The sequence below is a fragment of the Pseudomonas sp. EL_65y_Pfl2_R96 genome (assembly GCF_963970905.1).
Taxonomy (GTDB): Bacteria; Pseudomonadota; Gammaproteobacteria; order Pseudomonadales; family Pseudomonadaceae; genus Aquipseudomonas.
On record NZ_CAXAQH010000033.1, the window covers coordinates 17,346 to 32,342 of the forward strand.

At 58.4% G+C, this 14,997-nt stretch carries 14 protein-coding genes; 10 read left to right on the forward strand and 4 right to left on the reverse strand.

The features are described from left to right. Positions 1-64 precede the first annotated feature (64 nt). Positions 65-1,756, reverse strand: a complete 1,692-nt coding sequence (locus AACY49_RS25105; RefSeq protein WP_339527075.1) for a lactate permease LctP family transporter — start codon at positions 1,754-1,756, stop codon at positions 65-67. Positions 1,757-2,018: 262 nt separating this feature from the next. On the opposite strand from AACY49_RS25105, the gene AACY49_RS25110 reads away from it, so the two are divergent. After that, on the forward strand, positions 2,019-2,786 hold the full coding sequence (locus tag AACY49_RS25110; protein ID WP_258697625.1) for a GntR family transcriptional regulator: 768 nt from the start codon (positions 2,019-2,021) through the stop codon (positions 2,784-2,786). A gap of 148 nt (positions 2,787-2,934) precedes the next feature. Here AACY49_RS25110 and smpB read toward each other — a convergent pair whose 3' ends face one another. Next, positions 2,935-3,417 carry an SsrA-binding protein SmpB gene (gene smpB, locus AACY49_RS25115; RefSeq protein ID WP_095169483.1) on the reverse strand — a complete coding sequence of 161 codons (483 nt, stop codon included), beginning with the start codon at positions 3,415-3,417 and terminating at the stop codon, positions 2,935-2,937. Between the two features lie 118 nt (positions 3,418-3,535). On the opposite strand from smpB, the gene AACY49_RS25120 reads away from it, so the two are divergent. The 3 genes from AACY49_RS25120 to AACY49_RS25130 are packed head-to-tail and all read left to right on the forward strand — an operon-like array spanning position 3,536 to position 5,688. Next, entirely contained in the window at positions 3,536-4,939 is a 1,404-nt protein-coding gene (locus AACY49_RS25120; protein WP_258697624.1) for a sodium-dependent transporter, read from the forward strand. 7 nt (positions 4,940-4,946) lie between these two features. Then, positions 4,947-5,381, forward strand: a complete 435-nt coding sequence (locus AACY49_RS25125; RefSeq protein WP_339527078.1) for a type II toxin-antitoxin system RatA family toxin — start codon at positions 4,947-4,949, stop codon at positions 5,379-5,381. Further along, a complete protein-coding gene (locus tag AACY49_RS25130; protein ID WP_339527080.1) occupies positions 5,374-5,688 on the forward strand; it encodes an RnfH family protein in 315 nt (104 codons plus the stop codon). The genes AACY49_RS25125 and AACY49_RS25130 overlap by 8 nt, the downstream gene beginning before the upstream one ends. A 60-nt stretch (positions 5,689-5,748) precedes the next feature. On the opposite strand, the gene AACY49_RS25135 is transcribed toward AACY49_RS25130, so the two are convergent. Further along, positions 5,749-6,276, reverse strand: coding sequence for an outer membrane protein assembly factor BamE (locus tag AACY49_RS25135; protein WP_320392279.1), 528 nt, complete (start codon positions 6,274-6,276; stop codon positions 5,749-5,751). A 97-nt stretch (positions 6,277-6,373) separates the two neighbouring features. On the opposite strand from AACY49_RS25135, the gene fur reads away from it, so the two are divergent. Then, on the forward strand, positions 6,374-6,778 hold the full coding sequence (gene fur, locus AACY49_RS25140; protein WP_003197684.1) for a ferric iron uptake transcriptional regulator: 405 nt from the start codon (positions 6,374-6,376) through the stop codon (positions 6,776-6,778). A 75-nt stretch (positions 6,779-6,853) separates the two neighbouring features. Here the strand turns inward: fur and recN are convergent, their stop codons facing one another. Continuing rightward, positions 6,854-8,527 carry a DNA repair protein RecN gene (gene recN / locus AACY49_RS25145; protein WP_258697620.1) on the reverse strand — a complete coding sequence of 558 codons (1,674 nt, stop codon included), beginning with the start codon at positions 8,525-8,527 and terminating at the stop codon, positions 6,854-6,856. Positions 8,528-8,768: 241 nt separating this feature from the next. Between recN and grpE the strand changes: the two genes are divergently transcribed. The 5 genes from grpE (at position 8,769) to carA (ending at position 14,989) form a co-directional block, all read left to right on the forward strand. Further along, a complete protein-coding gene (gene grpE, locus AACY49_RS25150; RefSeq protein WP_258697619.1) occupies positions 8,769-9,335 on the forward strand; it encodes a nucleotide exchange factor GrpE in 567 nt (188 codons plus the stop codon). Positions 9,336-9,437: 102 nt separating this feature from the next. After that, positions 9,438-11,354: a molecular chaperone DnaK gene (gene dnaK / locus AACY49_RS25155; protein ID WP_258697618.1), complete on the forward strand. Its 1,917-nt coding sequence runs from the start codon at positions 9,438-9,440 to the stop codon at positions 11,352-11,354. Between the two features lie 297 nt (positions 11,355-11,651). Continuing rightward, positions 11,652-12,776, forward strand: a complete 1,125-nt coding sequence (gene dnaJ, locus AACY49_RS25160) for a molecular chaperone DnaJ (protein ID WP_258697617.1) — start codon at positions 11,652-11,654, stop codon at positions 12,774-12,776. Between the two features lie 10 nt (positions 12,777-12,786). Beyond that, on the forward strand, positions 12,787-13,593 hold the full coding sequence (gene dapB / locus AACY49_RS25165) for a 4-hydroxy-tetrahydrodipicolinate reductase (protein WP_339527084.1): 807 nt from the start codon (positions 12,787-12,789) through the stop codon (positions 13,591-13,593). 259 nt (positions 13,594-13,852) lie between these two features. Continuing rightward, entirely contained in the window at positions 13,853-14,989 is a 1,137-nt protein-coding gene (gene carA, locus AACY49_RS25170; RefSeq protein WP_320392275.1) for a glutamine-hydrolyzing carbamoyl-phosphate synthase small subunit, read from the forward strand. Positions 14,990-14,997: the final 8 nt, after the last annotated feature.

A 14,997-nucleotide genomic window follows, 5' to 3' on the forward strand; every position in this document is an offset into this window, starting at 1 on the left:
GTTGTGAATAGCTGACGCCGGGGGCGTAATCCGGCATCGGTTTTTTCCATGTCGTGTGTAGTGCTTAGTGCACCAGCATGCCGGTGAACCAGTAAGCCTGGGCCAAGGTGATCAGGCCGACGATCGTTGCAAAGAATAGGCTGTGCTTGAGGGTGAAGCGGAACAGATCCGATTCCTTGCCCACCAGCCCGGTCGCGGCGCAAGCCACGGCGATCGATTGCGGCGAGATCATCTTGCCGGTCACCCCGCCGCTGGTGTTCGCCGCCACCAGCAAGGTGTCGTTGACGCCGATCTGGTGCGCGGTGGTCGCTTGCAGCGAACTGAACAGCGCGTTGGATGAGGTATCGGAGCCGGTCAGGAACACACCGAGCCAGCCGAGGAATGGCGAGAAGAACGGGAACGCCGCGCCGGTGCCTGCCAATACCAGAGCCATGGTCGACGACATGCCCGAGTAGTTGGTGACGAAGGCGAACGCCAGCACCATGCCGATGGACAAAATCGGCCAGCGCAGTTCGTAGAACGTCTCTTTTAAAGTGGTAAGACCAGTTTTGAAATTGATCTTCAGCACCAGCATCGAGATCAGCGCGGAGAAGAAAATGGCCGTGCCGGTCGCGGAAACCGGATCAAGTTTGAACACCGCCGGCATCGCCGTCGGGGCGGTCACGATCGGTGCGATCTTGATCACCATTTGATCCAGGTGCGGGATCGCGAAGTTGAACACCCAGCCATACATCGAGCCACCTGCGGCGAACATGGCCTTGAACGGTTTCAGCGTCCAGATTGTGACCAGTACGGTGAGGATCAGGAACGGCGACCAGGCTTTGAAAATTTCCCCCAGGTTGTAAGGCGAAGCCACGGTGGTGCGCGGTTGGCCGAAACCACCGGCGCTGGACACCACGGAAGCCGAGACGGCGCCGACGATGTGTGCGCCTGCGGCGCGTTTTGGCTGCCAGACTTTCAGGAACAGGGTCAGAGAAATCAGGCTGACCAGCGCCGAGGTGATGTCCGGCAGCTCCGGGCCAATGAAGTTTGAAGTGAAGTATTGGGTGACGGCAAAGCTCAAACCGGCCACCAGTGCGGCAGGCCAGGTTTCCCGAACGCCACGCAGGCCATCCATCATGAACACCAGCCAGAACGGCACGAACACCGACAGCAATGGCAGTTGCCGACCGGCCATGGCGCCAATCTTGAACGCGTCGATACCGGTGACTTGCCCGGCGACGATGATCGGAATCCCCAATGCGCCAAAGGCCACCGGCGCGGTGTTGGCGATCAAACACAGGCCTGCGGCGTACAGCGGGTTGAAGCCCAGGCCAACCAGCAGCGCGGCGGTAATCGCTACCGGTGCGCCGAAACCGGCGGCACCTTCCAGAAACGCGCCGAAGCAGAAGCCGATCAGCAGCACCTGCAGGCGTTGGTCGTCGGTGATCGACAGCACCGAGCTGCGGATCACTTCGAACTGGCCACTTTTGACCGTCAGTTTGTAGAGGAACACCGCAGCCACGATGATCCACGCAATCGGCCACAGGCCGTAGGCGAAGCCATATCCGGCGGCGGCGAAAGCCATATCGACCGGCATCTGGAAGGCGAATATCGCTACTGCAATGGCCAAGGCCAGGGTGATGCTGCCGGCCACGTGGCCTTTGAGCCGGAACACGGCCAAAGCCAGAAAGAAAAATACGATGGGAATGACGGCCGCGAGTGCGGACACGCCGAGACTGCCGAGCGGGCTGTAGAGCTGTTGCCAGGTTTGCATATGGGGTGGCCCCTAATTGTTGTTGGTCAGGCACTGGTCAGCGTTCTTGGATAATTGGTAATACCAATTTACAATCGCTGTTGGCTAGGGTAAAAGCCTTGGAGGCGGTGTGTCAATTTGCCGCCCTGAAACTTTTGTCGAATGAGCGGTGCAGAGAGCATCTGATCTGTTCGATCAAGCGTCGTCTGGTAGGTGCTGGCGCAGCGCCGATAGGCCAGAATAGAGAGCCCGGCGAGCCGCCGGGATCGTGGAGAATTGAGTAATGGGGTTTGATCAGATTCGGCAGCGCCGTTTGTCTGACGATATTGTCGAGCAACTCGAGGGGATGATTCTCGAGGGCACCTTGAAGGCTGGCGAACGCCTGCCGGCGGAGCGTGCGTTGGCCGAGCAGTTCGGCGTGTCACGTCCTTCGTTGCGTGAGGCGATCCAGAAACTGGTGGCCAAAGGGCTGCTGGTCAGTCGTCAGGGCGGCGGCAATTATGTGGTGGAATCCCTAGGCTCGACGTTCAGCGATCCACTGCTGCATCTGCTGGAAAGCAACCCCGAGGCCCAGCGCGATTTGCTGGAGTTTCGCCATACCCTGGAAGCGTCCTGTGCTTATTACGCGGCATTGCGCGCCACCGACGTCGATCGCGAACGGCTGACGGCGGCGTTCGATGAATTGCAGGACTGCTATTCACGTCACGATGAAGTGAGCCGGGCGGAAGAGGGCACAGCGGATGCAAATTTTCACTTGGCGATCGCCGAGGCCAGTCATAACGCAGTGTTGCTGCACACCATCCGCGGGCTGTTCGATCTGCTCAAGCGCAACGTGGTGACCAACATTGGCGGCATGTACAAGCAACGTTCTGAAACCCGCGACATGCTGATCGCACAGCATCGGGAGTTGTACCTGGCGATTATCGAAGGCAGGGCAGAGCAGGCGCGGGAAGTTTCCAGTCGGCACATTCTGTATGTGCAGGAAGTGCTGGAAGAGGTGCGTCAGGAAGTGCAGCGAATGGCTCGGGCCGAGCGGCGCAAGGGGATGTAGTCAGTTTATTGTGGCGAGGGAGCTTGCTCCCGCTGGGGCGCGAAGCGGCCCCCGGGCCAGCACACCGTTAAGCAGATCGTTTACGACTGCTTCGCAGCCGAGCGGGAGCAAGCTCCCTCGCCACAAAAGCCGCGATCAGGCCGAAAGATTAATCTTCCTTGCCCTTGTTCCGCACCGCACGCTGCAATTCACGACCGGCGTCGCGCTCGCGTTCGGTATCACGCTTGTCGTATTCCTTCTTGCCCTTGCCCAGAGCGATCTCGCACTTGACCATGTGCTTGCTCCAGTACCAGGACAGGCACACGCAGGCGTAGCCTTTTTGCTGCACGGCAGCGGCCAGCTTCTCCAGCTCGCGCCGGTTCAGCAGCAACTTTCGGGTGCGAACCGGATCGGCAATGACGTGCGTGCTGGCGGTCATCAGGGGCGTGATGTGGCTACCGAGCAGCCAGGCTTCGCCATCCTTGAGCAGTACGTAACTGTCAACCAGTTGTAGCTTGCTTGCCCGCAGACTTTTTACTTCCCAGCCGGCCAGGACCAGACCAGCCTCGAACCGATGTTCGATGAAGTAATCGTGTCGCGCCTTTTTGTTTTGCGCGATGGTCCCTGTTGGGTGTTTCTTCTGTTTAGCCATAGGGGCGGCATTATAGGGAGTTGCACGCGAGTCGGCTACGGTATCGCTACGTGCTTGAGCAGGTTGATTGAATCCCGGACAATGCGGCCTCTTTTTTGAACGCTTGGGCGTGATAACGATGTCGACAGACAAGGTTTCTGTCCACGGCAGTTGGGCTAGCCGCTGGGTCTTCATACTCGCCGCGACCGGTTCGGCCGTGGGGTTGGGTAGTATCTGGAAATTCCCTTACATGGTCGGCGTCTACGGTGGCGGAGCCTTCGTGCTGATGTTCCTGGCCTGTATCGCGCTGATCGGTATGCCCGTGATGCTGGCCGAAACCCTGATCGGCCGCCGCGCACGGCAGAGCCCGGCCAATGCCTTGAAGGTTCTGGCGCTGGAAGCGGGGCATTCGGCGAAGTGGTCCTGGGGCGCATTTGCCGGGATGATCACGGCGTTGCTGATCCTGTCTTTCTATAGTGTGGTCGGCGGTTGGTCGCTGGATTACATCATTGATATGGGGCGTGGCGATTTCCAGGGTGTGACGGCAGGCGAGGTCGGCGCGTATTTCGGCAATGTGATCGCCGACCCATGGCGTCTGACACTTTGGCACACGATTTTCATGCTCCTCTCCGCGGTGGTGATTGCCAAAGGCGTGGTCGCAGGGCTGGAGCGCAGCCTGCGGATCATGATGCCGCTGCTGTTTGTGATGGTGATTGTCCTGCTGGGTTACAGCATGACCACGGGTCACTTCATGGAGGGCGTGCATTTCATGTTCGACTTCCACCCGGACAAGGTGCTTGATGGCTTGCTGCCGGCCATGGGGCACGCGTTCTTCTCCCTGAGCGTGGGCGTCGGCTCGATCATGATCTACGGCGCCTACATGCCGAAGCATTCGTCTATTTCCGGAACCATCGTCGGTGTGGCGCTGCTCGACACCTTCGTTTCGTTGTTGGCCGGCCTGGCATTGTTTCCGATTGTGTTCGCTGCTGGCCTGAACCCGAGTGAAGGCCCAGGCCTGATGTTCGTCAGCCTGCCATTTGCCTTTGGTAACGTAGCGTTCGGCCAGTTGATGGGCGTAGTGTTCTTCGTGCTGGTAGCGATTGCGGCCTGGAGTTCGGCGATTTCCCTGCTCGAGCCGATGGTGGCTTACCTGGTTGAACGCACGAAGATCAGCCGCGCCTGGGTCACCTTCTGGCTGGCATTCATCTGCTGGTTCGTCGGTCTGGGTACTGTGTTTTCCTTCAATATCTGGAAGGAAGCCAAGTTTTTCGTGAACGAAGGCGGGATGTTCCATCTCTACCAATGGGGAGTCGCCGGTGGTCTCGACTTCTTTGGTGTGATCGACTTCTTCACCTCGCGGATCATGCTGCCACTCGGTGGTTTGTGTTTCGTGGTGTTTGCGGGTTGGGTGATGGGGCGTGAAGCAGTGCGCGACGAGTTGTCGATCCGCAGTCCGGTATTGTTCGCCCTGTCCCTGTTCTTGATGCGCTATGTGGCGCCCATCGGCATTCTTGTAGTGTTTGCCGCCCAGTTGTGGAAGTAACGCTGACATGACGACACACATTCAACGTTCGGCCCTGCTGCCGTATCCGGCACAAGCGCTTTATGACTTGGTCAATGACGTGGCTCGCTATCCGGAATTCCTGCCGTGGTGCTCGTCGGCCGAAGTTCTGGAAAGCTCTCCTGAGTTCATGCGCGCCAGCGTCGGCGTGGCCAAGGGTGGTCTCAGTCAGCATTTCGTGACGCGCAACACCCTGGTGCCCGGGCGTTCGATCGAGATGAAGCTCGAGGAAGGTCCGTTCAGCCAGTTGCACGGCGTCTGGGTGTTCAAGCCGTTGGGCGAGAAAGCCTGCAAGATCAGTCTGGATTTGTCGTTCGACTACTCGGGGCCGCTGGTGCGAGCGACGTTGGGGCCTCTGTTTAATCAGGCGGCGAATACGCTGATGGACGCGTTTTGCCAACGTGCGAAGCAGATGCATGGTTGAGGCCGTGATCAAGGTCGAAGTGGTATATGCCGCCGTTGACCGTCAGGTGCTGCTGACCGTAACGGTGCCAGTGGGCGCAACGGTACGGGGTGCGTTGCTCAAATCCGGCCTCAACAGCGAATTCCCTGAGGTGGATCTGGCCAGTTGTCCGGTTGGGATCTTTGGCAAAGTGATCGCTGAGCCGGCCATTCGAGCGGTTCAGGCAGGGGACCGCATCGAGATTTATCGGCCGCTACTCGCCGATCCGAAAGAAGTGCGCCGGTTGCGTGCCGCCAAAGCGGCCGAGGCAAAAGCCCGGAATCATTGATTCGGCTAAATGCCAGGCGATAAAAAACCCGGACATGCCGGGTTTTTTATGCGTCGCAAATTATTGCGGCGAGGTTTCCAGCGGTTCTGGTGTCGGGACTGGAACGGTTTCTACGTTGTCCACGTCCTTCTGGATCTGGTCCAGCAACGAACCTGGCTTGACCGGTTTTTCTGGCTTCGGCTTTTCGGCGTTTTCTGCAGGCGCGCTCACGGTAGTGCCGCTGTCCTTGCCGAGAATGGCCTCGTCGCGGCTCACGCCTGGCATGAAGTCGCCAGAGAGGCTGACAAGTTGGTCATTTGGGTTGAAGATAACGCTAATGCGTTCCTGTTGGCGTTCACCGCCACCCGGTTGCAGGCTATACAGATAATCCCAGCGATCGGCATGGAACGTGTCGGTCAGCAGAGGGTTGCCCATGATAAACCGTACTTGCCGGCGGGTCATTCCCGGGCGTAACTGGTCTATCATGTCCTGCGTGACGACATTGCCCTGCTGGATGTCGATTTTGTAAACCCCGGGGAATGAACAACCGGCGAGTGCGAGCAGTCCCACAAAGGTGAAACTGGTTAGCAAGAGCTTGGTGTTTTGCATCGGTGGGCGACTTCCACTATCTTGGCTGGGACAACGTAAACGCCGATCATACCCGCATTAAGAGAAGCTGCGAAGCAGCATCGCGAGAAAGCTGACCATGGTTGAAAATAGCGAACTACGCAAAGCCGGCCTCAAAGTGACCCTTCCACGGGTCAAAATTCTGCAAATGCTCGATTCCGCCGAGCAACGCCACATGAGTGCCGAGGACGTCTACAAGGCGCTGATGGAGGCTGGTGAGGACGTCGGTCTGGCCACGGTTTACCGTGTTCTGACCCAGTTCGAGGCAGCTGGTCTTGTGGTGCGGCACAACTTCGACGGAGGCCATGCGGTCTTCGAGCTGGACGATGGCAAGCATCACGACCATATGGTCAACGTCGAAACCAGCGAAGTGATCGAATTCTTCGACGAAGAAATCGAGCGGCTGCAGAAAGCCATCGTCGACAAGTATGGCTTCGAGATGGTTGATCACAATCTTGTACTGTACGTGCGCAAGAAAAAGTAAGCATGTCGCGCGAACTTCAGGTTCGCGAAACGAGCGAAGGCGACCCCAGGGTCGCCTTCGTGCTTTCTACCGTTCTTAGATTTTTGCGGTAACGACCATTTTCTTCGCGTGTGCCAGGGACTCTTTGGTGAGGTCGATGCCGCCCAGCATCCGCGCCACTTCTTCCACGCGATCATTCTTGCTCAGCTTGGAGACGGCCGTATGCGTGGCCTCTTCACCGCGGACCTTGTGCACAAATAGATGTTGATGCCCTTGCGCTGCCACTTGCGGCAAGTGAGTCACGGTCAGCACTTGTCCGCGCTCCCCGAGGCGTCGCAGCAACTGGCCGACAATCTCGGCGGTCGGGCCGCCAATGCCCACGTCCACTTCGTCGAACACCAGCGTCGGTACGCGCGAGGTCTGTGCAGTGATCACCTGAATGGCCAGGCTGATACGCGACAGCTCGCCACCCGATGCTACTTTTGCCAGGGCTTTCAAGGGTTGCCCCGGGTTGGCGCTCACCAATAGTTCTACCTGTTCGAGCCCGTTGGGCAGCAGTTCATCGCTGCTGTTGGGGCGCAGTTCGATGGTGAAGCGGCCACCGGGCATGCCCAGGCGCTGGATTTCCTGTTCCACGGCACTGGCCAGGCTGCTCGAGGCTTGATGACGCAGGTCGCTCAGTGCCCGAGCTTTCTCCTGATAATGACGGGCGTAGGAGGCCAGCTCATCGCTCAGTCGTTCGATGGATTCATCGTTGGCATTCAGGGTTTCGATTTCATCGAGTAGCTTCTGCTGCATCTCGGCGACTTCGGTCGGCTGGATGCGGTGTTTGCGCGCCAGGGTGTAGATGGCATCGAGGCGCTCTTCCAGGTATTGAAGGCGGGCTGGGTCAGCGTCGAAATTGTCGAGAAAACGGTTCAGCTCGCCCACGGCTTCTTCAACCTGAATCTGCGCGCTGGTCAGCAGGCTGCTGGCTTCGCCCAGGGCGCCGATCGAATTGTTTACGCTCGACAAGCGGTTGAGGCTGGCGGTGAGTGCGTTCAATACATTGCCAGAATCGCTTTCGCTGCATTGTTCGACCACTTGCCGGCAAATGCCCAGCAGGGTTTCGGCGTTGGTCAGGTTCTTGTGTTCCTGTTCCAACTGCTCCAGCTCGCTTTCGCCGAGGCCGAGGTTTTCCAGCTCTTCGAGTTGATAACTGAGCAACTGATGACGCGCGCGTTGCTCGTCACCGGAATTGGAGAGGCGTTCCAGTTCCTGGCGGGTCTGGCGCCAGCGTTGGGCGGCCAGCTGTACTTGGCGGGCCAGGTCCGTGGCACCGGCGTACTCGTCGAGCAGGCGGCGGTGGGTATCGGTTTTGAGCAGGGATTGGTGTTCGTGCTGGCTGTGGATATCGATCAACAGCTCGCCCAGGGCCTTCAGGTCACCGAGGGGGCAGGGGGTGCCATTGATATAGCCGCGCGATCGCCCTTCGGCGGTGATCACTCGGCGCAGGATGCACGGGCCGTCGTTCTCGAGGTCGCGCTCGGCCAGCCAGGCGCTGGCCTCCGGGATGTCGATCAGGTCGAAGGTGGCGAGGATATCGGCCTTGTCGGCGCCCGGGCGGACCACGCCGCTGTCGGCGCGATCGCCCAGGGTCAGGCCGAGTGCGTCGAGCATGATCGACTTGCCGGCGCCGGTTTCCCCTGTGATCACGCTCATCCCGCGATCGAGTTCGAGATCGAGATGTTCAACGATGGCGTAGTTGTGTACGGACAGGTGCACCAGCATAAAGGCCGCTCCCAGGCTTTAGGTCTGGTTATTTATACAGTGTTTTGTTTCTGGCTGACAATGCCCTCTCTTAGGTCGATTTGCTTGATTGAAAGAAATACTTAGTTCGCCTGGGAATGACAATGCAGCTGTTTTTTGTAGGGTCAATCATCAAACAGCCCTTGAAGCTGAATTTTACGGCCCCATATACCGGGGCAGAAGCGCGAGTTGAGCTCGCGGACGATATTGGAAGGAGAAATCTATGGCTGACGAACAGACAGTGGATACGCAAAATCTAGACGCCAACCAGGGCCCCGAGGCTTCGGGTGAAGACCTGGCGGCTCGTGTACAAGTGCTCGAAGAGCAATTGGCTGGTGCGCAGGATCAGGCTTTGCGTGTAGCCGCCGATCTGCAGAACGTCCGCCGTCGTGCCGAGCAGGACGTTGAGAAGGCCCACAAATTCGCGCTGGAGAAGTTCGCTGGCGACCTGCTGCCGATCATTGACAGCCTGGAACGTGGCCTGGAGCTGTCCAACCCTGAAGACGAAAACATTCGTCCGATGCGCGAAGGGATCGAGCTGACCCTGAAAATGTTTCAGGACACCCTGAAACGCTATCACCTGGAAGCGATCGATCCTGAAGGCGAACCCTTCAATGCTTCGCATCATCAGGCAATGGCCATGCAGGAAAGCGCCGACGTCGAGCCAAACAGCGTACTCAAGGTGTTCCAGAAGGGTTACCAGCTCCACGGTCGCCTGCTGCGCCCGGCCATGGTTGTGGTCAGCAAGGCGCCTGCACCGGTTTCGCCTTCGATTGACGAGCAGGCTTGAAATTAGCCGCAAGGCCCCCATTTAGAAGTCAAGCGTTTAAGTGCTACCGCAGTCAGCCACCACTGCTGCGGCATCCAAATCCAAAGTTTCGGGAGAGTGAACATGGGCAAAATTATCGGTATCGACCTGGGGACTACCAACTCCTGCGTCTCCGTGCTGGAAAACGGCAAGGCCAAAGTTATTGAAAACGCTGAAGGCGCGCGTACCACGCCGTCGATCATCGCTTATGCCAACGACGGTGAAATCCTGGTTGGCCAGTCGGCCAAGCGTCAGGCAGTGACCAATCCGCATAACACCCTGTACGCGGTGAAGCGTCTGATCGGTCGTCGTTTCGACGAAGAAGTCGTACAGAAAGACATCCAGATGGTCCCTTACAAGATCGTCAAGGCTGACAACAGCGACGCCTGGGTTGAAGTGAACGGCCAGAAAATGGCACCGCCACAAATCTCGGCCGAAATTCTGAAGAAAATGAAGAAGACCGCCGAAGACTACCTCGGCGAGCCAGTGACCGAAGCGGTGATCACCGTTCCGGCCTACTTCAACGACAGCCAGCGCCAAGCCACCAAAGACGCCGGCCGCATCGCGGGCCTGGACGTAAAACGTATCATCAACGAACCAACCGCAGCTGCTCTGGCTTACGGTATGGACAAGGCCAAGGGCGATCACACCGTGATCGTTTACGACTTGGGCGGCGGTACTTTCGACGTTTCCGTGATCGAGATCGCTGAAGTCGATGGCGAGCACCAGTTCGAAGTGTTGGCCACTAACGGTGACACTTTCCTGGGCGGTGAAGACTTTGACATTCGTCTGATCGACTACCTCGTCGACGAATTCAAGAAAGAAAGCGGCATGAACCTCAAGGGTGACCCGCTGGCCATGCAGCGCCTGAAAGAAGCCGCTGAGAAAGCCAAGATCGAACTGTCCTCGAGCCAGTCGACCGACGTGAACCTGCCGTACATCACTGCAGACGCTACCGGTCCTAAGCACTTGAACGTGAAAATTTCCCGCGCCAAGCTCGAAGCGCTGGTTGAAGACCTGGTTCAACGCACCATCGAACCTTGCCGCATCGCCATGAAAGACGCCGGTATCGACGTTGGTTCGATCAACGACGTGATCCTGGTCGGCGGTCAGACCCGCATGCCACTGGTTCAGAAACTGGTGACCGACTTCTTCGGTAAAGAAGCACGTAAAGACGTCAACCCTGACGAAGCTGTTGCCATGGGTGCCGCTATCCAGGGCGCGGTATTGGCTGGTGACGTAAAAGACGTTCTGCTGCTCGACGTCAGCCCGCTGACTCTGGGTATCGAAACCATGGGCGGCGTGATGACCGCGCTGATCGAGAAAAACACCACGATTCCTACCAAGAAATCGCAAGTGTTCTCGACTGCCGACGACAATCAGGGCGCCGTGACCATTCACGTGCTGCAAGGTGAGCGCAAGCAAGCCGCACAGAACAAGTCCCTGGGCAAGTTCGACCTGGCCGAGATTCCACCAGCACCACGTGGCGTGCCACAAATCGAAGTGACCTTTGACATCGACGCCAACGGCATCCTGCACGTCGGCGCGAAAGACAAGGCTACCGGCAAGACTCAGTCGATCGTGATCAAGGCCAACTCCGGTCTGTCCGAGGAAGAAATTCAGCAGATGGTTCGCGATGCTGAAGTGAACGCTGAAGAAGACCGCAAGTTCGAAGAGCTGGCCAGCGCCCGTAATCAGGGCGATGCCTTGGTTCACTCGACGCGCAAAATGGTCGCCGATGCTGGCGATAAAGTAAGCGCTGAAGAGAAGACTGCAATCGAAGCTGCAGTGGTTGCCCTGGAAGCTGCCGTTAAAGGCGACGACAAGGCGGCTATCGAAGCCAAGGTTGAAGAGCTGTCCAAGGTCTCCGCGCCAGTGGCTCAGAAAATGTACGCCGATCAGGCTCAGCCAGCTGAAGGCGCGGCACCGCACGACGAAAAAGCTGAAAAAGCTGACGACGTCGTCGATGCCGAGTTCGAAGAAGTCAAAGACCACAAGTAAGTTGTTGGTCGCCCGGTTGACTGCCTTCAGGCGGTGACTGGTAGGATGTCGCCGCGCGGGAGCTTGCTCCCGCGTTGGCGTGTCTGGAGTAAGCGAATTTTTACAGCATGCGACAACGCTCGGATGCTGGCGGTACGGTCGGGAATGCTCCTGCTTTTCGGCCCACAGGTACCGCATCGAATCAAAGACCAGGATCGTTGAATTGACGTGAGTTGGGTCCGGGCCTGTATTGGGGCTCAACGAGTTTGGCGAGGCTCAGGAGAGGTTTGCCGGACGTCCTTAAGAGTGCAAAGACTTATGGCAAAGCGTGACTATTACGAAGTATTGGGTGTTGAGCGTGGTTCAAGCGAATCGGACCTGAAAAAGGCCTACCGTCGCCTGGCGATGAAGCACCACCCGGACCGTAATCCCGATGACAAAGCGTCGGAAGATATGTTCAAAGAGGCCAACGAGGCCTATGAAGTGCTGTCCGATTCCAGCAAGCGCGCAGCCTATGACCAATACGGTCATGCAGGTGTCGACCCGAGCATGGGTGGCGGCGGTGCCGGATTTGGCGGTCAGAACTTCTCCGACATCTTTGGCGATGTCTTCAGCGACTTCTTCGGTGGTGGTCGCGGCGGTGCCCGTGGTGGTGCCCAGCGCGGCAGCGATCTGCGTTACACCCTGGAGCTGAACCTGGAAGAGGCGGTGCGCGGCACGACCGTCAATATCCGCGTTCCGACGCTGGTCAACTGCAAGCCGTGCGACGGCTCGGGTGCCAAGAAAGGCTCTTCGCCGATCACTTGTCCGACCTGTGGCGGTATCGGTCAGGTGCGCATGCAGCAGGGCTTCTTCTCGGTGCAGCAAACCTGCCCGCGCTGCCATGGCCAGGGCAAGATCATCTCCGACCCATGCGATTCCTGCCGCGGCGAAGGCCGTGTCGAAGAGTACAAGACTCTGTCGGTGAAAGTGCCGGCCGGTGTCGATACCGGTGACCGTATTCGTCTGTCTGGTGAAGGCGAGGCGGGTGCGCAGGGTGGTCCGACCGGTGACCTGTATGTAGTGATCAATGTGCGCGAGCACGCGATCTTCCAGCGTGACGGCAAGCACCTGTTCTGCGAGGTGCCGATCAGCTTTGTCGACGCAGCGCTGGGTGGCGAGCTGGAAATTCCGACCCTTGATGGTCGGGTCAAACTGAAAATCCCTGAGGGAACTCAGACCGGCAAGCAGTTCCGTGTTCGCGGCAAAGGCGTTGCGCCGGTTCGCGGCGGTGGTGCTGGCGACCTGATGTGCCGCGTGGCGGTCGAAACCCCGGTCAACCTGGGTCGTCGTCAGCGCGAATTGCTGGAAGAGTTCCGCGGCTCGCTGGCGGACGACAACAGCCATTCTCCGAAAACCACTGGTTGGTTCGAAGGCGTGAAGCGCTTCTTCGGCGATTTGTAAGGAGACGGGCATGCGACGTATTGCTGTGATGGGGGCCGCCGGCCGCATGGGCAAGATTCTGGTCGAGGCGGTGCAGCAACGCGCGCCGCTGACGGGGTTGACGGCAGCCATTGTGCGTCCTGGCAGCACGTTGATTGGCGTGGATGCCGGTGAGCTGGCATCGCTGGGGCGAATCGGTGTGCCGCTGTCCGGTAAGCTGGATGCGGTGGCTGATGAGTTCGATGTGTTGATCGACTTCACGCTTCCTGAAGTCATGCTGAAAAACCTGGCATTCTGTCGCGAGGCGGGCAAGGCCATGGTGATCGGCACCACGGGATTGGACGCCGCGCAGAAGCAGTTGCTGGTCGAGGCGAGCAAAGACATTGCGATTGTGTTCGCGGCCAATTTCAGTGTCGGTGTAAACCTGTCGCTGAAGCTGCTCGATATGGCGGCTCGTGTGCTGGGTGATGATGCTGATATCGAAATCATCGAAGCTCACCATCGGCACAAGATCGATGCGCCTTCAGGTACGGCCCTGCGCATGGGTGAAGTGATCGCCAGTGCGCTGGATCGTGATCTGCAGAAGGTCGCGGTCTATGGTCGTGAGGGGCACACCGGTGCGCGCGAGCGAGAAACGATCGGCTTCGCCACTGTTCGCGGTGGTGATGTGGTCGGTGATCATACGGTGCTGTTCGCCTGTGAAGGCGAACGACTGGAAATCACGCACAAGGCATCCAGTCGCATGACCTTCGCCAAGGGCGCGGTACGTGCAGCTTTGTGGCTGGACGGTCGCGAGCCAGGCCTCTACGACATGCAAGATGTGCTCGATCTGCGTTAAGATGCAGCCGAAACCGGGTTCAAACATAGCTTTGAAGCCCGGTTTTAAACCGCCAAGCGACGTCCTGTCGCATTCCTCGGTCTTTAAGGCTCATTGGCGGTAGACCAAAAATGCCTTTTTCTGTAAGCTACAGCTTTAGTGTGTCCACTAAAAGCGCGCAGAATAATTCAGTGAAGAAGCGGGGTGACGTGTCCATACGTCACTCCGCTTTTTTACAACCTGCGATCGCCCTTTCAGGCTTTATTTACGGGAGGTCTTCTTGACTAAGCCAGCCATACTCGCCCTTGCTGATGGCAGCATTTTTCGCGGCGAAGCCATTGGAGCCGACGGTCAAACCGTTGGTGAGGTGGTGTTCAACACCGCAATGACCGGCTATCAGGAAATCCTTACCGATCCTTCCTACGCCCAACAGATCGTTACCCTGACTTACCCGCACATCGGCAACACCGGCACCACGCCGGAAGACGCCGAGTCCGATCGCGTCTGGTCCGCTGGCCTGGTCATCCGTGACCTGCCACTGGTTGCGAGCAACTGGCGCAACACGATGTCACTGTCCGATTACCTGAAAGCCAACAATGTGGTGGCAATCGCCGGTATCGACACTCGCCGCCTGACACGCATCCTGCGTGAGAAAGGCGCACAAAACGGCTGCATCATGGCTGGTGACAACATCTCCGAAGAAGCCGCCATCGCCGCCGCTCAGGGCTTCCCTGGCCTCAAAGGCATGGACCTGGCAAAAGTCGTCAGCACCAAAGAGAAGTACGAATGGCGCTCGACTGTCTGGGATCTGAAAACCGACAGCCACGCAACCATCGAAGCCTCCGAGTTGCCGTACCACGTGGTGGCCTACGACTACGGCGTCAAGCTGAACATCCTGCGCATGCTGGTCGAGCGCGGTTGCCGCGTGACCGTGGTGCCTGCACAGACTCCGGCCGCCGAAGCGCTGGCACTGAAGCCGGACGGCGTGTTCCTGTCCAACGGCCCTGGTGATCCGGAGCCATGCGACTACGCGATCCAGGCAATCAAAGACGTGCTGGAAACCGAGATTCCGGTATTCGGTATCTGCCTCGGCCACCAGCTGCTGGCTTTGGCTTCCGGCGCCAAGACCCTGAAAATGGGTCATGGCCACCACGGTGCCAACCACCCGGTCCAGGATCTGGATACCGGTGTGGTAATGATCACCAGCCAGAACCACGGTTTTGCGGTAGACGAAGCGACCTTGCCAGCCAACGTCCGGGCGACCCACAAATCGCTGTTCGACGGCACCCTGCAAGGCATCGAGCGTACCGACAAGAGCGCCTTCAGCTTCCAGGGTCACCCTGAAGCCAGCCCTGGCCCGAACGACGTAGCGCCACTGTTTGATCGCTTCATCAACGAAATGGCCAAGCGACGCTAATCGCTCGC

Bases quoted from the DNA above. Each gene is read 5' to 3' on its own strand.
- AACY49_RS25105 (WP_339527075.1), bottom strand. From the start codon at position 1,756: ATGCAAACCTGGCAACAGCTCTACAGCCCGCTCGGCAGTCTCGGCGTG.
- AACY49_RS25110 (WP_258697625.1), top strand. From the start codon at position 2,019: ATGGGGTTTGATCAGATTCGGCAGCGCCGTTTGTCTGACGATATTGTC.
- smpB (WP_095169483.1), bottom strand. From the start codon at position 3,417: ATGGCTAAACAGAAGAAACACCCAACAGGGACCATCGCGCAAAACAAA.
- AACY49_RS25120 (WP_258697624.1), top strand. From the start codon at position 3,536: ATGTCGACAGACAAGGTTTCTGTCCACGGCAGTTGGGCTAGCCGCTGG.
- AACY49_RS25125 (WP_339527078.1), top strand. From the start codon at position 4,947: ATGACGACACACATTCAACGTTCGGCCCTGCTGCCGTATCCGGCACAA.
- AACY49_RS25130 (WP_339527080.1), top strand. From the start codon at position 5,374: ATGGTTGAGGCCGTGATCAAGGTCGAAGTGGTATATGCCGCCGTTGAC.
- AACY49_RS25135 (WP_320392279.1), bottom strand. From the start codon at position 6,276: ATGCAAAACACCAAGCTCTTGCTAACCAGTTTCACCTTTGTGGGACTG.
- fur (WP_003197684.1), top strand. From the start codon at position 6,374: ATGGTTGAAAATAGCGAACTACGCAAAGCCGGCCTCAAAGTGACCCTT.
- recN (WP_258697620.1), bottom strand. From the start codon at position 8,527: ATGCTGGTGCACCTGTCCGTACACAACTACGCCATCGTTGAACATCTC.
- grpE (WP_258697619.1), top strand. From the start codon at position 8,769: ATGGCTGACGAACAGACAGTGGATACGCAAAATCTAGACGCCAACCAG.
- dnaK (WP_258697618.1), top strand. From the start codon at position 9,438: ATGGGCAAAATTATCGGTATCGACCTGGGGACTACCAACTCCTGCGTC.
- dnaJ (WP_258697617.1), top strand. From the start codon at position 11,652: ATGGCAAAGCGTGACTATTACGAAGTATTGGGTGTTGAGCGTGGTTCA.
- dapB (WP_339527084.1), top strand. From the start codon at position 12,787: ATGCGACGTATTGCTGTGATGGGGGCCGCCGGCCGCATGGGCAAGATT.